21 protein-coding genes are annotated in these 19,664 nt (G+C 59.8%); 11 read left to right on the forward strand and 10 right to left on the reverse strand.

Annotation, left to right across the window (positions count from 1 at the left end):
* Together EYC79_RS11915 and EYC79_RS11920 are read left to right on the forward strand one after the other, a co-directional pair.
* Complete coding sequence (locus EYC79_RS11915) at window positions 1-852, forward strand: ABC transporter permease (protein WP_130978304.1); 852 nt, start codon at window positions 1-3, stop codon at window positions 850-852.
* 1 nt (window position 853) lies between these two features.
* The gene (locus tag EYC79_RS11920) at window positions 854-2,509 is read left to right on the forward strand and encodes an ABC transporter ATP-binding protein (protein WP_130978133.1); all 1,656 of its coding nucleotides are present in this window, start codon (window positions 854-856) and stop codon (window positions 2,507-2,509) included.
* A 74-nt stretch (window positions 2,510-2,583) separates the two neighbouring features.
* Here EYC79_RS11920 and EYC79_RS11925 read toward each other — a convergent pair whose 3' ends face one another.
* Complete coding sequence (locus EYC79_RS11925; protein ID WP_062444238.1) at window positions 2,584-3,060, reverse strand: Lrp/AsnC family transcriptional regulator; 477 nt, start codon at window positions 3,058-3,060, stop codon at window positions 2,584-2,586.
* Between the two features lie 226 nt (window positions 3,061-3,286).
* Between EYC79_RS11925 and EYC79_RS11930 the strand changes: the two genes are divergently transcribed.
* On the forward strand, window positions 3,287-4,612 hold the full coding sequence (locus tag EYC79_RS11930; RefSeq protein WP_130978134.1) for an NAD(P)/FAD-dependent oxidoreductase: 1,326 nt from the start codon (window positions 3,287-3,289) through the stop codon (window positions 4,610-4,612).
* A 129-nt stretch (window positions 4,613-4,741) separates the two neighbouring features.
* Window positions 4,742-5,038: a PRC-barrel domain-containing protein gene (locus EYC79_RS11935; RefSeq protein WP_062444006.1), complete on the forward strand. Its 297-nt coding sequence runs from the start codon at window positions 4,742-4,744 to the stop codon at window positions 5,036-5,038.
* Window positions 5,039-5,236: 198 nt separating this feature from the next.
* Here EYC79_RS11935 and EYC79_RS11940 read toward each other — a convergent pair whose 3' ends face one another.
* A complete protein-coding gene (locus EYC79_RS11940; RefSeq protein WP_130978135.1) occupies window positions 5,237-5,491 on the reverse strand; it encodes a hypothetical protein in 255 nt (84 codons plus the stop codon).
* A 305-nt stretch (window positions 5,492-5,796) separates the two neighbouring features.
* Here EYC79_RS11940 and EYC79_RS11945 point away from each other — a divergent pair, with 305 nt between their 5' ends.
* From EYC79_RS11945 to EYC79_RS11975, 7 genes are all read left to right on the forward strand, one after another.
* Window positions 5,797-6,267, forward strand: coding sequence for a heme-degrading domain-containing protein (locus EYC79_RS11945; RefSeq protein ID WP_245495270.1), 471 nt, complete (start codon window positions 5,797-5,799; stop codon window positions 6,265-6,267).
* A 145-nt stretch (window positions 6,268-6,412) separates the two neighbouring features.
* Window positions 6,413-7,249, forward strand: coding sequence for a transporter substrate-binding domain-containing protein (locus tag EYC79_RS11950; RefSeq protein ID WP_130978137.1), 837 nt, complete (start codon window positions 6,413-6,415; stop codon window positions 7,247-7,249).
* 23 nt (window positions 7,250-7,272) lie between these two features.
* Window positions 7,273-8,019, forward strand: coding sequence for an amino acid ABC transporter permease (locus EYC79_RS11955; protein WP_130978138.1), 747 nt, complete (start codon window positions 7,273-7,275; stop codon window positions 8,017-8,019).
* On the forward strand, window positions 8,016-8,798 hold the full coding sequence (locus EYC79_RS11960; protein ID WP_112520687.1) for an amino acid ABC transporter permease: 783 nt from the start codon (window positions 8,016-8,018) through the stop codon (window positions 8,796-8,798). The genes EYC79_RS11955 and EYC79_RS11960 overlap by 4 nt, the downstream gene beginning before the upstream one ends.
* A 12-nt stretch (window positions 8,799-8,810) precedes the next feature.
* Window positions 8,811-9,596 carry an amino acid ABC transporter ATP-binding protein gene (locus EYC79_RS11965; protein WP_130978139.1) on the forward strand — a complete coding sequence of 262 codons (786 nt, stop codon included), beginning with the start codon at window positions 8,811-8,813 and terminating at the stop codon, window positions 9,594-9,596.
* Window positions 9,593-10,939 (forward strand): MmgE/PrpD family protein, encoded by a 1,347-nt coding sequence (locus EYC79_RS11970; RefSeq protein ID WP_418122603.1) that lies wholly within the window; start codon window positions 9,593-9,595, stop codon window positions 10,937-10,939. Before EYC79_RS11965 ends, EYC79_RS11970 begins: the two co-directional genes overlap by 4 nt.
* 15 nt (window positions 10,940-10,954) lie before the next feature.
* On the forward strand, window positions 10,955-12,259 hold the full coding sequence (locus EYC79_RS11975) for an LLM class flavin-dependent oxidoreductase (RefSeq protein WP_130978141.1): 1,305 nt from the start codon (window positions 10,955-10,957) through the stop codon (window positions 12,257-12,259).
* Window positions 12,260-12,360: 101 nt separating this feature from the next.
* On the opposite strand, the gene EYC79_RS11980 is transcribed toward EYC79_RS11975, so the two are convergent.
* From EYC79_RS11980 to EYC79_RS12015, 8 genes are read right to left on the reverse strand one after another with little or no spacing between them, the layout of a single operon-like run.
* The gene (locus EYC79_RS11980) at window positions 12,361-13,305 is read right to left on the reverse strand and encodes a LysR family transcriptional regulator (RefSeq protein ID WP_130978142.1); all 945 of its coding nucleotides are present in this window, start codon (window positions 13,303-13,305) and stop codon (window positions 12,361-12,363) included.
* Complete coding sequence (locus EYC79_RS11985) at window positions 13,302-13,973, reverse strand: aspartate/glutamate racemase family protein (protein ID WP_130978143.1); 672 nt, start codon at window positions 13,971-13,973, stop codon at window positions 13,302-13,304. The genes EYC79_RS11980 and EYC79_RS11985 overlap by 4 nt, the downstream gene beginning before the upstream one ends.
* Complete coding sequence (gene hydA / locus EYC79_RS11990; protein WP_130978144.1) at window positions 13,973-15,430, reverse strand: dihydropyrimidinase; 1,458 nt, start codon at window positions 15,428-15,430, stop codon at window positions 13,973-13,975. Before hydA ends, EYC79_RS11985 begins: the two co-directional genes overlap by 1 nt.
* A 14-nt stretch (window positions 15,431-15,444) precedes the next feature.
* Window positions 15,445-16,371, reverse strand: coding sequence for an N-carbamoyl-D-amino-acid hydrolase (locus EYC79_RS11995; protein WP_130978145.1), 927 nt, complete (start codon window positions 16,369-16,371; stop codon window positions 15,445-15,447).
* Between the two features lie 27 nt (window positions 16,372-16,398).
* A complete protein-coding gene (locus EYC79_RS12000; protein WP_112953245.1) occupies window positions 16,399-17,064 on the reverse strand; it encodes an amino acid ABC transporter permease in 666 nt (221 codons plus the stop codon).
* Window positions 17,065-17,066: 2 nt separating this feature from the next.
* The gene (locus EYC79_RS12005) at window positions 17,067-17,744 is read right to left on the reverse strand and encodes an amino acid ABC transporter permease (protein WP_130978146.1); all 678 of its coding nucleotides are present in this window, start codon (window positions 17,742-17,744) and stop codon (window positions 17,067-17,069) included.
* A 5-nt stretch (window positions 17,745-17,749) separates the two neighbouring features.
* On the reverse strand, window positions 17,750-18,493 hold the full coding sequence (locus EYC79_RS12010) for an amino acid ABC transporter ATP-binding protein (protein ID WP_280956471.1): 744 nt from the start codon (window positions 18,491-18,493) through the stop codon (window positions 17,750-17,752).
* 51 nt (window positions 18,494-18,544) lie between these two features.
* Window positions 18,545-19,390 carry a transporter substrate-binding domain-containing protein gene (locus EYC79_RS12015; RefSeq protein ID WP_112953249.1) on the reverse strand — a complete coding sequence of 282 codons (846 nt, stop codon included), beginning with the start codon at window positions 19,388-19,390 and terminating at the stop codon, window positions 18,545-18,547.
* Between the last annotated feature and the right edge of the window lie 274 nt (window positions 19,391-19,664).

Raw genomic sequence — 19,664 nt, forward strand, 5'->3', positions numbered from 1 at the left:
ATGCAAGGCGCTCCGTCGATCTCCGCCGCAACCGGCTTCTTCGGCTACAGGTTCAACCCTGTCGGCGTGCTTGCCTTCCTGGTCATCCTGTTGTGGACCGTCGTCGCCCTCTTCGCACCGCATATCGCTCCCCATCCGGTCGGCAAGATCGTCGACATGGACTATTTCGGCCCGATGAGTTCCAAGCTCTGGCTCGGCTCGGACTATCTCGGTCGTGACGTGCTGTCCCGCATCATCTACGGCGCACGTTATACGCTTGGCATTGCGCTTGCCGGCGTGCTGATCGCCTCCTCCTGCGGTGTGATCTTCGGCATGGCGGCCGCCGTCATCGGCGGCTGGTTCGATGCGGCGCTCAGCCGCTTCATGGATGCCATGATTTCCATTCCCAGCAAGCTTTTCGGCCTCGTCATCGTCGCCGCCGTCGGTTCCTCGCTGCCGGCGCTGATCCTGACACTCGCCTTTATCTATACGCCGGGTTCCTATCGCTTCGCCCGCGCGCTTGCCGTCAATGTCAACACGATGGATTTCATCACCGTCGCCCGCGTTCGCGGTGAAAACACGCTCTATCTCGCCGTCTCGGAAATCCTGCCCAACATCATTCGGCCGGTTCTGGCCGATTTCGGCATCCGTTTCGTCTTCATCGTGCTGCTGCTCTCCGGCCTGTCTTTCCTCGGCCTGGGCGTGCAGCCTCCGCTCGCCGACTGGGGCGCGCTGGTGCATGAAAATATTCAGGGCCTGTCCTTCGGCGCGGCGGCGGTGATTGCGCCATCGCTCGCCATCGCCAGCCTCACGATCAGCGTCAACCTGCTGATCGACAACCTGCCCCGCAAGATCCGCGATCGGAGCGCCTGACATGAGCAAGCTTGTCGAAATCAAGAACCTGCATGTCGAGGCGACCACCGATTCCGGCCGGCGCATCGAGATCATCAAAGGCGTCGATATCGAGATTGCCAAGGGCGAGATCGTCGCCCTCATCGGTGAAAGTGGTTCGGGCAAGACGACGATTGCGCTGACGCTGATGGGCTATACCCGCCCCGGCTGCCGCATTTCCGAGGGCGCGCTGCTGATCGATGGCAAGGACATGGCGACGCTTTCCGAGCGCGAACGGACCAAGGTGCGCGGCACCGAGGTCGCCTATGTGCCGCAAAGTGCCGCCGCCGCCTTCAACCCCTCGCAAACGATCATGGATCAGGTCATCGAAGTGACCCGCATCCACGGCCTGATTACCCCGGACAAGGCGCGTCAACGCGCCATCGAACTGTTCAAGGCATTGTCGCTCCCCTCGCCTGAAACCATTGGCGAACGTTATCCGCATCAGGTTTCCGGCGGGCAGCTGCAGCGGCTTGCCGCCGCTATGGCGCTGATCGGCGGCCCCAAGCTCGTGATCTTTGACGAACCGACAACAGCGCTCGATGTCACGACCCAGATCGACGTGCTGAAGGCGTTCAAGTCGGTCATGAAGGCCGGCGGCATTACCGGCGTCTATGTCTCGCATGACCTTGCCGTGGTTGCCCAGATCGCCGACCGCATTGTCGTCCTCAAGGGCGGCGAGGTGCAGGAAGAGGGCACGACGCAAGCCATCCTGTCGACGCCCGCGCATCCCTACACGCAGGAACTGCTCTCTGCATTCGAACCGCAGGAAACGCAATTTGCCGGCAAACGAACGGACAAGGCACAACCGCTCCTGGTCATCGAGAACGTCACCGCCGGTTACGGAAGGGTGCAGGAAGATGGCCTGCCTCTCGTCAAGGCCGTCCGTTCCGTCAGCCTCTCGGTGGAAAAGGGCCGCAATCTGGGCATCATCGGCGAATCCGGCTGCGGGAAATCGACGCTTGCCCGTTGTATCGCCGGCATCTTGCCAGCCAGCGCTGGTAACATCATATTCAACGGTAAGGAACTCGACCACGACGCCCGTCGCCGCTTCCGCGAGGCGTTGCGCGAAATGCAAATCGTTTTCCAGTATGCCGATACCGCGCTGAACCCCGCCAAGCCTATTGAAGACATTCTCGGCCGGCCGTTGACCTTCTATCACGGCCTGAACGGATCTGCCCGTAGTGCCCGTATCGATGAACTCCTCGACATGGTGCGTCTGCCGAAGGCGTTGCGCTATCGCCACCCGTCCGAACTCTCCGGCGGACAGAAGCAGCGCATCAACTTCGCTCGCGCACTCGCCGCCAATCCGAAGCTGATCATCTGTGACGAGATCACCTCAGCGCTTGATACCGTCGTCGCCGCCGCGATCATCGAACTACTGAAGGACTTGCAGCGCGAACTCGACCTCTCCTACATCTTCATCAGCCACGACCTCTCGGTGGTCGAGGCGATCTGCGACGAGGTCATGGTCATGTATCGCGGCGAGAAGGTGGAGCATCTGACGCGTGAAGATATGAAATCGCCCGCGCATCCCTATTCGAAGCTGCTCTTCTCCTCCGTGCCGAAACTCGACCCGACCTGGCTTGACACTCTAGTGCTGGAGCCGGAGTTGGTGCGGCAATATGGCCGGGCTTGAGGGCTGGTTGGCCGTTCGATGGGCTAAGCGCCTGTCCCGAAGGGGAAAGCGATACCAAACCCGCGGGACCAAAATCACACCGGAAACAAACTCGTCAGCGGCAGGTGCGACTTCACGATCGGTGATTTCAGCACGACGAAACTGAAATATTTGTCGATACCGATATCCATGTCGGTCAGTCGCTCCATGATTGTCTGGTATTCACCGATCCCGGCAGTGACGAATTTCATCAAATAATCGTAGCCGCCGGAGACCAGGTGGCATTCGATCACCTGATCGATCTTGTCCACGACGGCAAGGAAGCGGGCGAAATCGACCTGACGGTGGTTCTTGAGCGTGATTTCGGTGAAGACGGTCAATGTCTGGCCAAGCTTGCCGAGATTGATCTGGGCCGAATAGCCCTCAATATAGCCCTCCGCCTGCAAACGCTTGACACGCATCAGACAGGGGCTCGGCGACAAATGCACCAGATCGGCCAGTTCCACATTGGTGATGCGGCCATTCTTCTGCAACTCGTAGAGGATCTTGATATCCGTCCGGTCGAGTTTCATCATAGCTTGCCGCCTCCCCCGTTCTCGTCCAGCATAATATGCTGCTGGACAGCCGAAACAACGTTAGCACAGACTGATGCGTTGTCCATCAAGCCGGTAAATCGGAATTGGCGCAGAAGATTTCGATGCTTGTGCCGGGTCCGGAATTTTCTGCCGTCGTGAACGAAACTGCGGTTCCGCAGACGCGCGCTAAGCGCATACTGTCGTGGCAGAACTGGAGATTGCCATGCCCGCGCCGCTTGCCCTCATCGACACCCCCTCCGACCTGCCGCAGACCGCCGATGTCGTCGTGATCGGCGGTGGCATTGTCGGCGTCTTTGCGGCCTACTACCTGACGCAGCGCGGTCTGAAAACAGTGCTGATAGAAAAGGGCCGCATCGGCGCGGAGCAATCGAGCCGCAACTGGGGCTGGTGCCGCCAGCAGAACCGCGACGCACGCGAATTGCCGATCTCCACGAAAAGCCTCGATCTCTGGGAGCGGTTCGCCGCCGAGACGGGTGAAAATACCGGTTTCCGCCGTTGCGGTCTCCTTTATCTCTCCAACAACGAAGCCGAGATTGCCGGCTGGGCGCGCTGGCGCGATTTCGCCAAAACCGTCGGCGTGACGACGCACGTGCTCTCAGCCGCTGAGGCCACCGAAAAGGGCCGCGCGACGGGGCAATCGTGGAAGGGCGGCGTCTTTTCGCCGACCGACGGCATTGCCCACCCGGCAAGTGCTGCACCCGCCGTTGCCCGCGCCATCATCAAGCTGGGCGGTGCTGTCATCCAGAATTGCGCGGCGCGTGGAGTCGAAACGGAAGCAGGGCGCCTGAGCGCCGTCGTCACGGAAAAGGGCACCATCCGCACGAAGACGGCAATCCTTGCCGGCGGAGCATGGGCCTCGTCCTTCTGCCGGCAACTGGGCATCCGCTTTCCGCAGGCCTCGATCCGCTCGTCCATCCTGTCCGTTTCGGGCGGCGCGCAAGGCATTCCGCCAGCACTCCACACGGCCGGAATTTCTCTCACCGCCCGCGGCGATGGCGGCCATACGTTGGCGATCAGCGGGCGCGGGCGTGTCGATGTTACACCGCAGCAATTGCGCTTCTCACCGCAATTCCTCCCCATGTTTGCCAAGCGCTGGAAAAGCCTCGCGCCAGGCGGGTTCGAAGGTGTGAAGAGCGGCCATGAAACGCTGGCCCGCTGGCGCCTGGACCGGCCAACGCCGATGGAGCGGATGCGCATTCTCGATCCTCGACCCGATCAGGCCACCATCACACAGACACATGAACGCGCGCTGGCGTTGCTGCCTGAACTGAGGAAGACGAAGATCACCGCAAGCTGGGCCGGCTATATTGATTCCACGCCGGATGGCGTGCCGGCTATCGGCGAGGTCGAGAGCCTGCCGGGCTTCATCCTCGCCGCCGGATTTTCCGGCCACGGCTTCGGCATCGGTCCCGGGGCGGGTCATCTCATTGCCGATATCGCGACGGGGGCTGATCCGATCGTCGATCCAAAACCCTACCACCCCTCCCGCTTCAAGGCTTCGGCCTGGGGCAAGGTGGCCGACTTCTGAGGGTGGGGTCTACGCACCGACCTGTGTCATAAGATGCACCCTGTTTCCTGATCTGCCGCCCGCTTGAATTTCCTCGGAACAGGAGCGGAATCCATGAGTTATCTTGGTGCCAACAACAGGAGAAACATCATGGATCATAGCAATCACATCCGCCTCACCGTTGATGAACTGAGACCCTCCGTGCTCGCAGGAGCCGCGGTCTACGGAGCAGACGATCACAAGGTCGGGAAGGTTGACCACGTCCATGGCATCGGCGAGAGCAGCAGCGTCATTATCGATGTCGGTGGCTTTCTCGGGATCGGCGCGAAGCCAGTTGCGGTTTCCATCTCCGATCTGGACTTCATGCGTGACGAGGACGGCGATGTGCATGCCGTGACCTCCTGGACCAAGGATCAGCTCAAGGAGATGCCAGAGCATCGCGACTGATCTTTCGAAAAGTGGAGGCGGCCTCAGGGGCCGCCTCTCGCTTCGGCGCCGTGGCGACCTCATGTCTGCGGACTACAGCAAACTTTAAGCGCCATAAACTTTACAAAGACCGTGTCACTGGTGGCGGTGTTTTCATCTCCCGCCGTGTCGCTGTCCCATACCCACGATTGTATGAAAGCGTATCTCGACAGGCTCGTCTCACTTCAACTGGTTGAGCAGAGCCGAAATCTTGTCCGATTCCGGCAGGTGCGGCGCGTGCTCCAATTTGGATTTGTGCCGATAGCTCGGGCTGGTCGCATACCATTCGATAAGCGCCGAGGCGACTTCCTGTGCTCTTCCGTCAGTCTTGTCGACACCGTTTTCTTCGCACCAGGCGTTGAGGAAACGGTTGACCTCTTCCAGGTCATCTGACGAAAGGGGGACGGTGGAATAAGATGGAGACTGTGTGTTCATGGTGGCACCACGCATTAATTATATATGTTACAACTTCCGAATAAATTGTTTTGTTCCCATAAGTATTTGGGGCAGCTGATGATATTGCAAAAGCGGCCTCACTTTCAATATTTGCAGTAGAGGGTCGCGCCTTTTGCATGACGTGGAGCAAGCAGAAATATATGTGCTCCTCCTCATCCCGCACTCACCGAATTCTCAGGACAATCCTCCCGCCCGCGGTCGTCGAAAAGACTTGTGTGATGTGGTTGCTCCTCCTATTCAATCCCCCATCTTGAGCGCGAAAGCGTCGACCCGAGGACGTGATGATGCACAATAGCAAGCCGACGATCGAGAGCGTGAAGGCCGAAGAAGCGGCCCTGCAGGTTCCAACATTTCACTACGACTTTGCCTGGACGCTCGGAAGCCTGATCCGGCAGAAGGCGGCGGAGGAAAATCACCCTGTGGCCGTCGAGGTCAGGCACGGAAACGACGTGGTGTTTGCAACGCTTTTGCCCGGCGCAACCATCGATAATTTCGGCTGGACCCGGCGCAAATGCGCTGTCGTGCACCGCTTCCATCGCAGCTCTCTTCGCGTGCGGCTCGAGGCTGAGACCAAGGGCTATGACTTCAATGCGAAATTCGGCTTGCCCGTGACTGATTATGTGGCAAGCGGCGGCGGCTTTCCGCTGATCCTGCAGGGCGGCACGCTCGTCGGGTCCGTTGCCGTCAGTGGACTCCCCGATATAGAGGATCACGCCCTGATCGTGGAGAGCCTTCGCGAACTGCTGAGTATCTGACGGCAGCCGCTTGATTGGGGCAGCGTTGCCAAAGGCGCCGTACGAAGAAAGAACGCTTTTCTGCATTCTTGCTAAAATGAAGAATGGCGTTCCTCGTGAGGCCTTGGCCGTTCGATTATGTTTCGCGGCGAAATAGGAGCCTCCCATGTTCGTCAAAGCCTTAACCAAAGCTGTCTTCGCCATTTCCATCTCACTTGCGACACTGGCAGCAACTGAGGCTTCCGCGGATGCCACGCTTGATCGCATCAAGGGCCGCGGCAAGCTGACTGTCGGCGTCATCTTGTCCGGCGCGCCATTTGGCTACATCGATCCGGCCTCGCAGGAGCAGAAGGGGTACAATGTCGATCTCGCCAAGGCCCTGGCGGCCGATCTCGGCGTCGAGCTCGAAACCGTGACGGTGACACCGCCGAACCGCGTTCAGTTCCTGCAGCAGGGCAAGGTCGATATTCTGATCGCCAACATGCAGTACACGGAAGATCGCGCGAAGATCCTCGACTACGTTCCGACCCCTTATGATCGCGCTGGCGGCGCAGCGGTGGTGCGTAAGGATAGCGGATTGAAGGACTGGGCCGATTTGAAGGGCAAGCCGGTTTGCATTTCGCAGGGATCCAACTACGCACAGCCATTGGCGGAAGAATACGGCGCAATCGTCAAGGGCCTGCCAAGCCAGCCGGAATCGCTTCTGGCACTTCAGGGCGGCAACTGCGTTGCCGCCGTGCATGTGGGCGCAACCGTCGGCCTTCTTCTCGTGGACCGCGCCGATGAATGGAAGGATTACGCCATCCCCTTCCCAACCGAGCTCATCCCTTCCGACTCCGTTATCTGGCTGCGCAAGGGCGAAAGCGACACGCAGGCAGCTCTCGACAACAGCGTCAAGAAGCTTCACGCGTCCGGCAAGCTGCTTGAAATGGCCAAGGCGAACCGCCTACTGAACACCAAGTATCTCGAGGAAGAAAAGACCAAGCTTTCTGCCGCGCAGTAAGCGGAAGGCAGCGGTAGCGCTCCATGCAAGACATGAACCCGACCAGCCTGTTCGTCGATCTGACCGGCAGGCTGGGTCTCAATTACGAATTTCTCCTGACCGGCTATGAAGCGCAGATCTGGCGCGACGGCTTTCTGACGACCCTCTATCTCGTCGCCATCACTATTCCGGTCAGCCTGTTCTTCGGTGTTATCTTTGCCGCCTGCCTGACCTCTGGCAGGTCGTGGCTCTCGACGCCTGTGCGCGCCTTCGTGGAGCTTACCCGCAACACGCCGACGCTGGTGCAGTTGATGTTCAGCTTCCTCGTGCTCAACACCGTCGTGTCCAACTTGGTCGGCGGTGCGGTCAACAATCCTCTGTCACCATTCTTCTGGGTGGTTGCTGTGGTTGGACTGCATGTCGCCGCCCTGCACGCGGAAGCGATCCGAGGCGGTATCGAGGCGGTTCCCGCATCAATGATCGAAGCCGCGCGCGGCATGGGTTTCAGCCAGTTCGAAATTCTCCGCTTTGTCCAAATCCCGCTCGCGCTCCGCTCTTCACTGCCAGCGATCGTCAATGGCCTGATCAGCCTCGTCAAATCGACGACTGTCGGTAACGCGATCGCGGTCAGCGAAATCACCTACGCCTCCATCATGGTGTGGACGCAGCGCGACAATGTGGTCGAACTGATGATCGTGCTGCTGGCTTTCTTCAGCCTGATAAACTTCCTCATCGCCCGCCTCGGCACATGGGTAGAACGCAAGCTGGCGGTTCCGGGGTATGGGCTATGAGTGCAATCACCTCACAACAAACAAGCTCCAGCGGCGGCATTCTGCGCTATATCGGCTTCGTCGCCATGCCGCTTCTGGTGGTCATCTGGTCGCTGATCGATCCCACACTTGGTGCCGAGCTGGTGAAGTGGGTGCCCTATCTCGCTTCCGGCTTCTGGATGAACATCGTCATCACGTTCTCTGCTGTGACGCTGGGGACAATTGCGGGTGTGCTTCTTGGCCTCATGCAACTGGCGCCGCTTTGGCTCATCCGCTGGCCTGCGGCGATCTATGTGCAGATTTTCCGCAATGCGCCGGCACTCGTGCTGATCTTCGCTACCACCTACATCTTTCCCTTCGAGATCGTCGCCTTCGGCCACTACCTGCCCTTTCCAGATTGGATCAAGGCGGTGATCGGCCTCGGCATCCTGGCTAGTGCCTACATTGCCGAGATTACGCGCGGGGCAGTGCTTTCCATTCCGACAACGCAGTGGGAGGCAACCAAGGGGCTCGGCTTCTCGAGGTTACAGGCGCTGCGCTTCGTCATCCTGCCACAATGCATCAGACGGTCTCTGCCGCCCTGGATGAATGTCGCCTCTTCGATTGCCATGGGGACATCACTTGCGTCGCTCGTCGGTGTTCACGAACTCATGCACGCCGCGACCGATGCCAGCACCGCCGTGCGCCGGCTGGACTTCACCGTCATCGCCTATGTCGTGGTCATGGCCGCCTTTTTCACGCTTTGCTACCCGCTTTCTCGACTGACGCGCCGCCTCGAGCAGCGCTTCAATGCGGGTTGAAGGATTTCGATCATGACCACATCCACCGACACCGCGATCGTAAAACTGGAGGACGTTCATCTCGCCTTCGGACAGACCGAGGTTCTCAAGGGCATCGATCTCACCGTCAACAAGGGCGATGCCGTCTCGATCATCGGCCCCTCGGGCTCGGGAAAGTCGACGCTTCTTCGCTGCATCAACGCGCTCGTCACGCCGCAGAAGGGCCGCATCACCGTCGCTGGCACGCGCGTGGATGAGCTGACGAAGGAAAGCGAACGCATCGCGCTACGCAAGCGCGTCGGCATCGTCTTCCAGCAGTACAATCTCTTCCCGCATCTGACTGTGCTCGACAACATCGTGCTGGCACCTACCCGCATCTTAGGCGCGGACCGCGGAGCGACCGTCAAGCTTGCACGCGAGTTGCTGGAAAAGGTGCGACTTTCGGAAAAGGCCGACGCCTATCCAGGCCAGTTGTCGGGAGGCCAGCAGCAGCGTGTGGCGATCGCCAGGGCTTTGGCGATGAAGCCTGAGCTTGTGCTCTTCGACGAGGTAACATCGGCGCTCGATCCGGAAACGGTGGGCGAAGTTCTCTGGGTCATCCGCGACCTGATCCGCGATGGGATGACCAGCATTCTGGTTACGCATGAGATGCGTTTTGCCGAAGAAATCAGCGATACGGTCATCTTCACTGAAAATGGCCGGGTGGTGGACCAAGGCTCGCCGAAGCACATTTTCCACCAGTCGCAAAATCCCCGCATCCGTCAATTTGTTGGCGGTCTTTCCGGCGGGCGATCCGTTCGCGATGGCGAGGGCATTTGATCATGTCCAAGGCCCCCATCACCACAGCCTTTGCCACGGCAATCAGCGACGCCGATCCCCGCCAGGATAGTGCGGCCATGGAAGCCGCGCGGGTAGCGATTATCGATTTTCTGGCCTGTGCCATCGCCGGCGCCAATGACCCTACGACGGATATCCTCGCCAAGGCAGTGGGCGTCGATCTTCCAGGCAACGCGATCCTCATCGGCCGAGCCGCAAAGACGGACCCTCTCACGGCTGCGGTCATCAATGGTTACGCTGGCCACGTACTGGACTATGACGATGTTCATTCCAGCGTGCGCGGCCATCCGACCACCGTCATTCTACCAGCTCTGCTGGCATTCGCCGCCGATGAGAGCGTAAGGGCAGACGCCCTTGTTGCGTCTTACATCGTCGGGCTGGAAGCAATGGCGCGGCTCGGACTGTCTCTCGGTTCCAGGCACTACGAAAATGGCTTCCACGCAACCGCTACGCTTGGACCGATCGGTGTTGCCGCCGCCATCAGCCATCTCACCGGCGCGACCGCCGAAAAGACCGCGATCGCACTTGGGCTTGCCGCAACCCAGGCCTCCGGCCTGCGCCTGCAATTCGGCTTCGATGCCAAGCCCTACCATGCCGGAATGGCGGCGCGCTCCGGCCTGCTTGCTGCCCGGCTGGCGGCGGCTGGCTTCAGCGGCGCGCCGGATTTTCTCGACAACCCAACCGGCTTTTACTCCGCTTACGGCTTCGGAGCCTCTCGGCCGGAACTGGCGAGCGAAAACTGGGGCGCTCCGTGGCAGATCGCATCGCCCGGCCTGACGCTGAAAGCCTATCCATGCTGCACGGCAAGTCATCCGGTGGCATCCCTCGGCATCGAGCTTCACCGCGAAGGTCTGGTTGCGGATCAGGTGGAAGCCGTCACGTTCACCTATCCCCCAGGCGCGGACGCCGCTCTTGTGGTCACAAAGCCGGAAAACGGTATCGAAGCCCGTTTCAGTCCGGAATATGTGTTTGCTGCCGCCCTGCTGGATGGGGCGCTGAGACTTGATCATTTCGACGAAAGACCGGTCGAAGATCGCATTATGGCGCTTGCTGCCAAGGCCAGCCGCCGCCACGACAATACCGCGCCGCGTATGTCGAGCGATCCGAGCACGCGCTTCGTGCTTCTGGATGTCGCGCTCAAGGATGGCACGAAGATCCACCGTCGTTTCGACGGCTTGCCAAGCCTCACCGATCTCGAACAAAAATTCAAGAATGCGACTTCAGGGAGCTCGGCTTTCGCCGATATTCCCGAACTCGTTCGCAGCATGGAAAGCGAGGCCGATCTCGCCCGCCTTCTGTCCCTGCTCAACCAGACCTCCCTCTGACGAAAGACGTATGCCATGACTGCCAAGCGACAAATCCACCTCGGCCTGTTTCTCCAGGGCGCAGGCCATCACGTCTCCGGCTGGCGGCACCCGAAAGCGGAAGCAGGAAGCGAGAATTTCGACCTGCTTCGCCGCGTCACGCAAGCCGCCGAACAGGCGAAGTTCGACATGGTGTTTCTAGCGGATGGATTGACCAGTGGCGTCGATGCCCATCCGTCCACGATCGCCCGTTTCGAACCTCTGACGCTGCTTGCAGCACTTGCCCTCGTCACCGACAAGATCGGTCTTGCCGCAACATCCTCCACCACCTACGGCGAACCCTACCATACAGCTCGGGCCTTCTCCTCGATCGATCATCTGAGCCACGGGCGCGCCGCATGGAATATCGTCACGACCTCCTATGCCCGCACGGCCAACAACTTCTCGAAGTCGCATCCCGAGCATGATGAGCGCTATGCGGTGGCGGAAGAGTTCGTCGATGTGGTTCGCGGTCTATGGGACAGCTGGGATGATGACGCCTTCATCAAGGACAAGCAGAGCGGCATCTATGCCGATCCGAACAAGGTACATATGCTGGACCACCAGGGTAAATATTACTCGGTCAAAGGCCCTCTCAACATTCCCCGATCGCCACAGGGCCACCCTATCCTGATCCAGGCCGGCTCGTCGGGCCCAGGCCAGGATCTTGCGGCGCGCACTGCTGATGTCGTGTTTACGGCGCAGCAAAGCCTTGCGGAGGCGCAGGGGTTTTACAAGAGCCTGAAATCGCGCGTCGAGAAATTCGGCCGTCCTGCAGATGCCGTTGCCGTCATGCCGGGCTTTCTGCCGGTGATTGGGCGCACGTCGAAAGAAGCGGCGGAAAAACTGGCAGAGCTCGACCAGTGGACGGAGCTGAAAAGCGCCATGCCGCTTCTCGAAGAGCGCATCGGTCACAGCCTCGCAGACTATGATCCAGACGGTCCCTTGCCGGATCTGCCCATTTCCGATCAGTTGCGCAGCCGGGCCGAGCTTTTGACGGCACTGGCCAGACGCGAGAACCTGACGATCCGCCAGTTGGCCCTTCGCGTGGCTGCCGGACGTGGGCACCATATCGTGCTCGGCACGCCGGTCGATGTCGCGGACCGGATGCAGGAATGGTTCGAAACCCGGGCCGCCGACGGCTTTAACGTTATGCCGCCCTTCTTCCCGGAGGGCCTGGAAGACTTCACGCAATTGGTTGTGCCCATTCTGCAGGAGCGCGGGCTGTTCCGAACCGAATATACAGGCTCGACCCTGCGCGACCATCTTGGTCTGGCGCGTCCGGCACTCACCTCACAGTAACAGCAAGAGAAAGCGGATGAGGGCGTGAGCGGGGGGCCATATCCACCAAGCGGGCATAGCGGCTAAAACTGCCTCGCCCGCTCGGCATTGCATGGCAAGGATTACCGTGCGCCGAAGATCGCCTGCATGCCGCCTGCGCCGAAATCTGTCAGGGCTTTGCGCATTTCCGAGATGAAGGCATGCTGCAAGCGGGAGCGTGGAACACCTTTGCGGGTTATCATCACCGCCGGCACTTCGATGGGTGGGAGAAAATCACACTCCACCATACCCAGCCCTGCGTTGAAGGCGGCGGTATAGGGATCGATGATGGCGCACCCGATGCCAGCACTTGCCAGAACCGCTGCCGTGGCGCAGTAGCGGACTTCCACGCGAGGCTTGTACGGCACGCCGTCCCGGTCGAACGCGGCGCGTATCTCACGACCAAGGGTGGAGTCGATCTCAAGCCCGACGAAATCTCTTTTTGCCAGCGTTTCGGCATTGATCACGTTGCCAGAAACCGCCTCCCCTTTCGGCAGCACTGCCACCATATGGGTGCGCGCCAGGATTTCGATATGGACGGCGGGATGCCGCTCAAGGGCAAGCGCCAGACCGATATCCGCATTTCCACTTTGCACCGCTTCGACGACATGTTCCAGGCGCCGCACATCATAGGCGATGGAGACGTCTTTGCGCTCCTTGAGGAACCGGCGCATAGCAAGCGGCGCGACCGTGTGTCCGAGCGGCGGCGTTGCGATGACCCGCAATCGCCCGGATACGCCTTGACGCATGTCCTGCGCCCGCGATGCGAACCCTCTGAGAAGACCGAAGACAGGCTTGATATCCTCATGCAGCGCAACGGCTTCTTCCGTGGGCTGAAGGCGGCGGTGCAGGCGTTCAAAAAGCGTGACACCCGTCTGCGCTTCCAACTGGCGGATACCGTTGGAGACGGCGGGCTGGGAGATGCCAAGCTGCTCTGCAGCCTCCACCGTCGTCCCGCAACGCATGATCGCGTCGAAAATTTCCAGCAGACGCAGCGAAAGATCGGGCTTGCCGGAGGGATCGCTCATGGGCTCGCCGTTGCCAGCATGCCGAAGGCCATGGCAACCGCAGCCTGGGTCGGATCGATGACGGGGCAGCCGACCTCCTCCTCAAGCCTTTTGCGGTGTCCCGACATACCGGCGCATCCAAGCACGATCGCGCCAGCGCCAAGGTTCCTCAGCTTGGCTGCGGAGCGGATCAGCAGACCATAGCTTTCCTCGCCGTGACCGCTATCGGCAACACTGACGTCACCCTCCAGCGCAACTTCCCCTGCCAACCGGTGATCGACACCCAGACGACGCAGATTGCTCAGATGCCGCGGGATGGATGCTTCCGCAACGGCGATGACGCCGAACAGGTCGGCAAGCACCATAGCGGAAAGGACGCCTGCGTCCTGAATGCCGAAGACCGGGCTTTTGGTGATCGAGCGCGCAAGATCGAGACCGGGCTGCGAATAACAGGCCAGAACATAGGCCGCGGCATCGGGACGGGCATCGATCACCGCCGCCGTGTTAATCGCTGCTTCCGCGACATCTCTCTGGGTCGCCACGCCGGGCGGTCCGTGCTCGATGGTGACGCATTCTATGACCGGTCCACCGATCGACGAAAAGCCAGCAAGCGCCGATCTCAACCCTTGCGTGACCGATTCGGAACTGTTGGGGTTGATGACCAGGATGGTGCGGGATGCTGCATTCATCAGGGAGCCACCTCATGACCATAGCGGGCTGCGACTTCGAACTCCACGGCGCGGTGGCCGGGCATGGCGCCGGTATCGACCGGCTTTCTGGCAATGAACCGGCCTTCTCCTCGGCCGGCCTTGAGCACGCCCTTTTCAACGATCGTCCGGCCATTATTCATGACGAGTTCCGGCCACCCACGAATATCCATTCCCTCGAAGGGTGTATAATCCATATTGTCATGCTGCATGTGAAGATCGACCTTGCGGCTCTCTTCCGGGTTCCAGATCGCAATGTCGGCGTCGAAGCCTGGCGCTATCGCACCCTTCCGGTCGAGGCCAAAGACCCTGGCGGCGTTCGAACTCGACAGCCTGACGAAATCGCCAAGCGTGATCTTCCCTTTCCCCACACCTTCCGAGAAGAGATAGGGCAGGCGCATCGCAATACCCGGCATCCCGTTGGCAATTTTGGGGTATGGCGCGTCCAGACCGTTGAGGAACTTGCCGGACGCGTCTGCCCTGTAGGGCGCGTGATCGGAGGAGACACTTTCGAACGTGCCGGAACGGATATGTTGCCAGAGCGCATCCTGCGTCTCGTGGTCACGCAACGGCGGCGAGCAGATATATTTGGCGCCTTCCGTCCCCGGTCGATCAAGATCGGCGCGGGTGAGTGCCAGATATTGCGGGCATGTCTCTGCAAAGATCTTGCTGCCCGCGAATTTTTCCCGGCGAACGATCTCCGCCCCACCTCTGGTGGAAACGTGAACTATGAACAGCGCGGCATCCACGAGCTTGGCGAGCGAAATGGCGCGGTTGATCGCTTCTTCTTCCGCCAGTTCCGGCCTGCTCAGCGCGTGATAGCGCGGCTCGGTGAGACCCGCCTGCGCGAAGCGGCGGTTCATCCACTTCACCATCTCGTTGTTTTCAGCATGAACCATGGTCAGCGCGCCATGGGTCTTGGCAACCGTCAGGATGTCCAGCATGCCGGCATCGCCGATATTCATCAGGTCATAGGTCATGAAGACCTTGAACGAGGTGATACCCCTGGCGAAAACACCCGGCAGTTCGTCGAGGACCGCCGGCGAAGGATCGGAGATGATCAGATGGTAGGAGTAATCGATGACGGAGTTTGGGGCGGCACGTCCGTCATAGGTGGCGATGACATCGGCGATTGATTGACCACGATGTTGCGCGGCAAAAGGCACGAAACAGGAATTGGCGCCGAAGGCTGCCGAGACGGAACCGGAATAGTAATCATCCGCCGTCATGACGCCGGATGAACTTTCCTGGGCGATGTGGCAGTGCGCTTCGATACCGCCCGGCAAAACGAGCCGCCCACCGGCGTCGATGCGGCGCTCCCCACCAGGAATATGCTCCGCGACCGCGACGATCTTACCACCGGCGATCCCGACATCCGCCTTGAAGGTCTCGTGAGGCGTGACGACCGTACCGCCGTGAATAACCGTATCGTACTGCATCGTGCTTCCTATGCTCAAACGGCGATCACTGCGCCTGTCTGCGAGGTGATCCGGCCATAATGCTCTACGCGGCGATGGCGCGCAAAGTCGAAGATCGTCGACTTTCCGAAGGCGCATTTGGCAAAATCGCAATCGGCGAAGATCAACTCGTCCTCCTCCGTTTCGGCACGCGCAAGTACAAAGCCATCCGGATCGACGATGATGGAGCCGCCCATAAGTGGATGGCCGTCCTCGACGCCTGCCTTGGCGACGCCAACCACATAGGTGGCGTTCTGATAGGCACCAGACTGAAGCGAAAGGTCCGAGTGGAAGAGACGCTTCTCCAAGCCTTCGGCACTCATCTGGCTGTTCACAGACGGGGTGTTGTAGCCAATGGTGATCAACTCCACACCCTGCAGGCCCATGCAGCGATAGGTCTCAGGCCAGCGGCGATCGTTGCAGATCGCCATGCCCATGATCGCACCCTCGTTGCGCCAGACATTGAAGCCAAGATCGCCCGGTTCGAAGTAGCGCTTTTCCAGATGCTGGAAGGCGCGCTCCGTATCATATTCGACATGGCCCGGGAGATGAACCTTGCGGTACTTCCCGACGATCTCGCCCTTGCGGTTCGTCAGGATGGACGTGTTGAAGCGCCGGCCTTCCGGGGTCAATTCCGCGTAGCCGAAGGTCATCGCCATGCCCAGTTCCCGGGCGCGGTCGAACAACGGCATGGTCGCGCCGTTGGGCATTTCACGCTCGAACCAGGTATCCACCTCGTTCCAGTCCGGCATGTACCAGCGGGGAAAGAACGTGGTCAGCGCAAGCTCCGGATAGACGATCATTTGAGCGCCCTTTGCCGCCGCCTGCTCCATCAGGTCCACCATGCGGGCCACCACGACCTCACGGCTGTCGCTTTTCTGGATGGCGCCGAGCTGGGCGCCTGCAATGATCATTCGTGTCATGAGATTATCCTTCCTTAAAGTCACGCATCAGGCTGCAAGGCGACGTTGGAAGCGGCTGACCAGCCGAACCACGGGCCACAGGATGACGAGATATATGAGAGCCGCCAGAACCAGCGGCGAAGCGTTGTAGGTGATCGAACGCGCCATATTGGCGGCATAAAGCAGTTCCGAGAGAGACACGACCGAGGCGAGCGATGTGAGCTTCACCACTTCGATCGTATTGGACAAGAGATCGGGCAGCACGTTACGCACTGCCTGCGGCAGCACGACGTTCGTCAGCGTCTGTGTCTGACTAAGACCGGTAGACCGCGCCGCCTCCCATTGCCCCTTGCCGATGGAGAGGATGCCGGCCCGATAGACTTCCGCATAATAGGCGGAGTTATTGAGCAGGAAGGCCAGAACCACCGCGGCGAAGGGCGAGATTTCGATGCCGGCGAAGGGCAATCCGGAATAGATGAAGATCAGAAGAACCAGCGGCGGCAGCGCACGGAAAATATCGGTGAAGAGAATGGCAGGCACACGCAGCCATCCCCGTGGGCTCAGATTGGCGAGCGACAGAAGCAGCCCGCCGATCAGTCCAAGCAGAATGACTGCGGCGCACAGTTTGGCTGTCATCCACAGTCCCGACAGCATCAACGGCAGGGACTTGGACATGATCGCAATGTTGAAAAACTGGTCGATGAGGTTCTGCATGATCAGCGCCCCTGACTTTTGTCGCGACGGCTCTCGAATGTGCGCGCAGCCAGCACGAGCGGCATGAAGAGAACAAGATAGGCGATGGCTGCAAGCGTCAGCGGCGTCGCGCTCCCAGAAAAGCTCTGAGCCGTGGTTGCCTGCGACAGGATCTCCGAAACACCGATGACAGAACCGAGAGCCGTCATCTTGGTGATGGCAAGCACCCTGTTCACCAGCGGAGGAATGGCAAGCCGTACGGCTTGCGGCAGAGCGACGTAAAGCAGGGTGCCGTTAACCCCGAGCCCGGTGGAGATTCCGGCCTCCCACTGGCCACGCTCCACAGAGAGAAAACCTGCCCAGAAGATTTCTTCGGCAAAGGCAGCCAATGTCAGAGACAAAACGATGAACAGGACCATGGGTCCGGAAAGCTGCACGCCGACGCCTGGCAGGCCGAAGTACAAAAGCAGGATCAGCACCAGCGGCGGCAGCGCTCGAAATATATCGGCAAAACAGATGATCAGGACGTTCCAGAACCGCAGTCCATAGGTTCGAAGGCACGCGAGCGCGAGCCCGGTGAGAACCCCCGCAACGACGACCGCAGTACCGATCAAAACCGCGACCACCATTCCAGACAGGATATCCGGAAGATACCGCACCATGACGTCGACATTGAAGAAGGTGGTGAGGAAGCCGCTCATCGCTGTCACCGCGTCACGCGTGAGAGAAAGGCCTTGGTGCGCTCGGCCTTGGGAGCACCGAAAATCTCTTCCGGCGTGCCTTCCTCGACCACGACACCGCCATCCATGAAGATTACCCGGTCGGCCGTTTCGCGGGCAAAACCCATCTCATGACTAACGACCAGCATGGTCATGTCCTTGGTCTTCAGATCCTTCATGACCGCAAGCACGGAGCCGACCAGCTCCGGATCGAGTGCGGAGGTCGGTTCATCGAAAAGCATGACGAGCGGATCGAGAGCCAGTGCGCGTGCGATCGCGACCCGCTGCTGCTGTCCACCGGACAGCTCAGCCGGCATGGCGTCGGCCTTATGGGCGAGACCCACCCGGTCCAGCATATCGATCGAGCGAGCCCTCGCCTCCTCCGCTGAACGGTTCAATGCCTTGCGCTGCGCCAGCATGACGTTCTTTACCACGCTCATATGCGGATAGAGGTGAAAGCCTTGAAACACCATTCCCACCTTCAACCGCATTCGGTCGAGGTCGCGGCTCGTGCCGCTCATGATGTTGCGCCCATCGATGATGATATCGCCGCTGGAGGGCTGCTCCAGCCGGTTGCAGCACCGTAACATGGTGCTTTTGCCTGAGCCGGACGGGCCGATGATGAAAACCAGCTCACCCTTCGCCACCTTCAAATTGATATCGCGAAGGACGATGTTGTCGCCAAAGCGCTTCTGTAGCGAAACGATCTCCAGCATCGGACGATTTTTCATGGGGCGGCTCCTGCATGGGTGCGGCAGGCATAGACCTGCCGCCGGTCGCTATTATTTCAGGTCGCAGGACGGCGTATGATCATCATCCACATATCCCTCGAAGCCGGGGACGCCATAGCCCTTCGTCGGCGTGACGATCGTGGTGCCAGGCTGCGGCACGACGCCGAACCATTTCTCCGAAAGCTTCGCCAGCGAACCATCGATCTTCAGGCATTCGATGACCTTATCGACCTGATTTCTGCCCTCGACATCATCCTTGCGGAAGGCCAGCGACCAGACGAGGCCGGTCGGGTATTCATAAGAGAGCTTGACCTTGGGATTCTGCTTGACCGCCCATGCCGCCACCGTCGCGCCGGCGAGGTTTGCATCGGCGCGGCCCGCAACCACGGCTGCCACCGCATCGGTGTTGGTGCCGTAGCTCTCGATCTTCCAGCCATATTCGGCCTGATGCTCGCGCAGGAAGCTGTCATAGGCGGAGCCCTTGTTGACAGCGATTGTCTTGCCCTTGAAGTCATCAAGCGACTTGTACTCCGGCCCGTTGGCGGGAATGACAAAGGCGAAGTTGGTGTCCATGAAGCCTTCGGTGAACAGAAGGTTGGCGGCCCTCTCCTTATTGACGGTCACGGGTGCGGCCAGAAAATCATAGGTCTTGGCCTGCAATGCGGGAATGAGGCCGGAAAACTGCGCCGATGTCAGCTCCACCTTCTTACCGAGGCGCTCCCCGATGAGATTGACCAGATCGACATTGAAGCCCTCCACCTTACCGTCGAGCGTCGGCATGGCGTGGGGAGCAAAGGTACCATCAAGAGCAGTCTTGATCGTTCCTTCGGCGTGAGCACAGGAAAAGGCAAACAGAAGCGATAACCCGGCAAGGCCGGATTTCTTGAAAATAACCATCATCGTTCTCCACTGGAAGTGCCGTTATCGGCTTGTTATGGGGGCGATGATTCCACGCTGCCTGCTGCGCCGCAATATAATTTTTGATTATTATACGAATTGAATTATTCGATTTTCAAATACGAAACCTCCGCGATCGCCGCGAGCTTTGCGTCAATGTCGTAGTGAAATCAAAGCACTGCAAAGGGATGGCAACTCGCCCTTCGGAACAGGCTCTCTCTCCCCAGCGCGCCCATCTGAGGCTTGCATCCTGATAACGGCGGTGCAAGACAAG

Source organism: Agrobacterium cavarae, from assembly GCF_004310285.1.
Classification (GTDB): domain Bacteria; phylum Pseudomonadota; class Alphaproteobacteria; order Rhizobiales; family Rhizobiaceae; genus Agrobacterium; species Agrobacterium cavarae.

Bases quoted from the DNA above. Each gene is read 5' to 3' on its own strand.
- EYC79_RS11915 (WP_130978304.1), top strand. From the start codon at position 1: ATGCAAGGCGCTCCGTCGATCTCCGCCGCAACCGGCTTCTTCGGCTAC.
- EYC79_RS11920 (WP_130978133.1), top strand. From the start codon at position 854: ATGAGCAAGCTTGTCGAAATCAAGAACCTGCATGTCGAGGCGACCACC.
- EYC79_RS11925 (WP_062444238.1), bottom strand. From the start codon at position 3,060: ATGAAACTCGACCGGACGGATATCAAGATCCTCTACGAGTTGCAGAAG.
- EYC79_RS11930 (WP_130978134.1), top strand. From the start codon at position 3,287: ATGCCCGCGCCGCTTGCCCTCATCGACACCCCCTCCGACCTGCCGCAG.
- EYC79_RS11935 (WP_062444006.1), top strand. From the start codon at position 4,742: ATGGATCATAGCAATCACATCCGCCTCACCGTTGATGAACTGAGACCC.
- EYC79_RS11940 (WP_130978135.1), bottom strand. From the start codon at position 5,491: ATGAACACACAGTCTCCATCTTATTCCACCGTCCCCCTTTCGTCAGAT.
- EYC79_RS11945 (WP_245495270.1), top strand. From the start codon at position 5,797: ATGCACAATAGCAAGCCGACGATCGAGAGCGTGAAGGCCGAAGAAGCG.
- EYC79_RS11950 (WP_130978137.1), top strand. From the start codon at position 6,413: ATGTTCGTCAAAGCCTTAACCAAAGCTGTCTTCGCCATTTCCATCTCA.
- EYC79_RS11955 (WP_130978138.1), top strand. From the start codon at position 7,273: ATGCAAGACATGAACCCGACCAGCCTGTTCGTCGATCTGACCGGCAGG.
- EYC79_RS11960 (WP_112520687.1), top strand. From the start codon at position 8,016: ATGAGTGCAATCACCTCACAACAAACAAGCTCCAGCGGCGGCATTCTG.
- EYC79_RS11965 (WP_130978139.1), top strand. From the start codon at position 8,811: ATGACCACATCCACCGACACCGCGATCGTAAAACTGGAGGACGTTCAT.
- EYC79_RS11975 (WP_130978141.1), top strand. From the start codon at position 10,955: ATGACTGCCAAGCGACAAATCCACCTCGGCCTGTTTCTCCAGGGCGCA.
- EYC79_RS11980 (WP_130978142.1), bottom strand. From the start codon at position 13,305: ATGAGCGATCCCTCCGGCAAGCCCGATCTTTCGCTGCGTCTGCTGGAA.
- EYC79_RS11985 (WP_130978143.1), bottom strand. From the start codon at position 13,973: ATGAATGCAGCATCCCGCACCATCCTGGTCATCAACCCCAACAGTTCC.
- hydA (WP_130978144.1), bottom strand. From the start codon at position 15,430: ATGCAGTACGATACGGTTATTCACGGCGGTACGGTCGTCACGCCTCAC.
- EYC79_RS11995 (WP_130978145.1), bottom strand. From the start codon at position 16,371: ATGACACGAATGATCATTGCAGGCGCCCAGCTCGGCGCCATCCAGAAA.
- EYC79_RS12000 (WP_112953245.1), bottom strand. From the start codon at position 17,064: ATGCAGAACCTCATCGACCAGTTTTTCAACATTGCGATCATGTCCAAG.
- EYC79_RS12005 (WP_130978146.1), bottom strand. From the start codon at position 17,744: ATGAGCGGCTTCCTCACCACCTTCTTCAATGTCGACGTCATGGTGCGG.
- EYC79_RS12010 (WP_280956471.1), bottom strand. From the start codon at position 18,493: ATGAAAAATCGTCCGATGCTGGAGATCGTTTCGCTACAGAAGCGCTTT.
- EYC79_RS12015 (WP_112953249.1), bottom strand. From the start codon at position 19,390: ATGGTTATTTTCAAGAAATCCGGCCTTGCCGGGTTATCGCTTCTGTTT.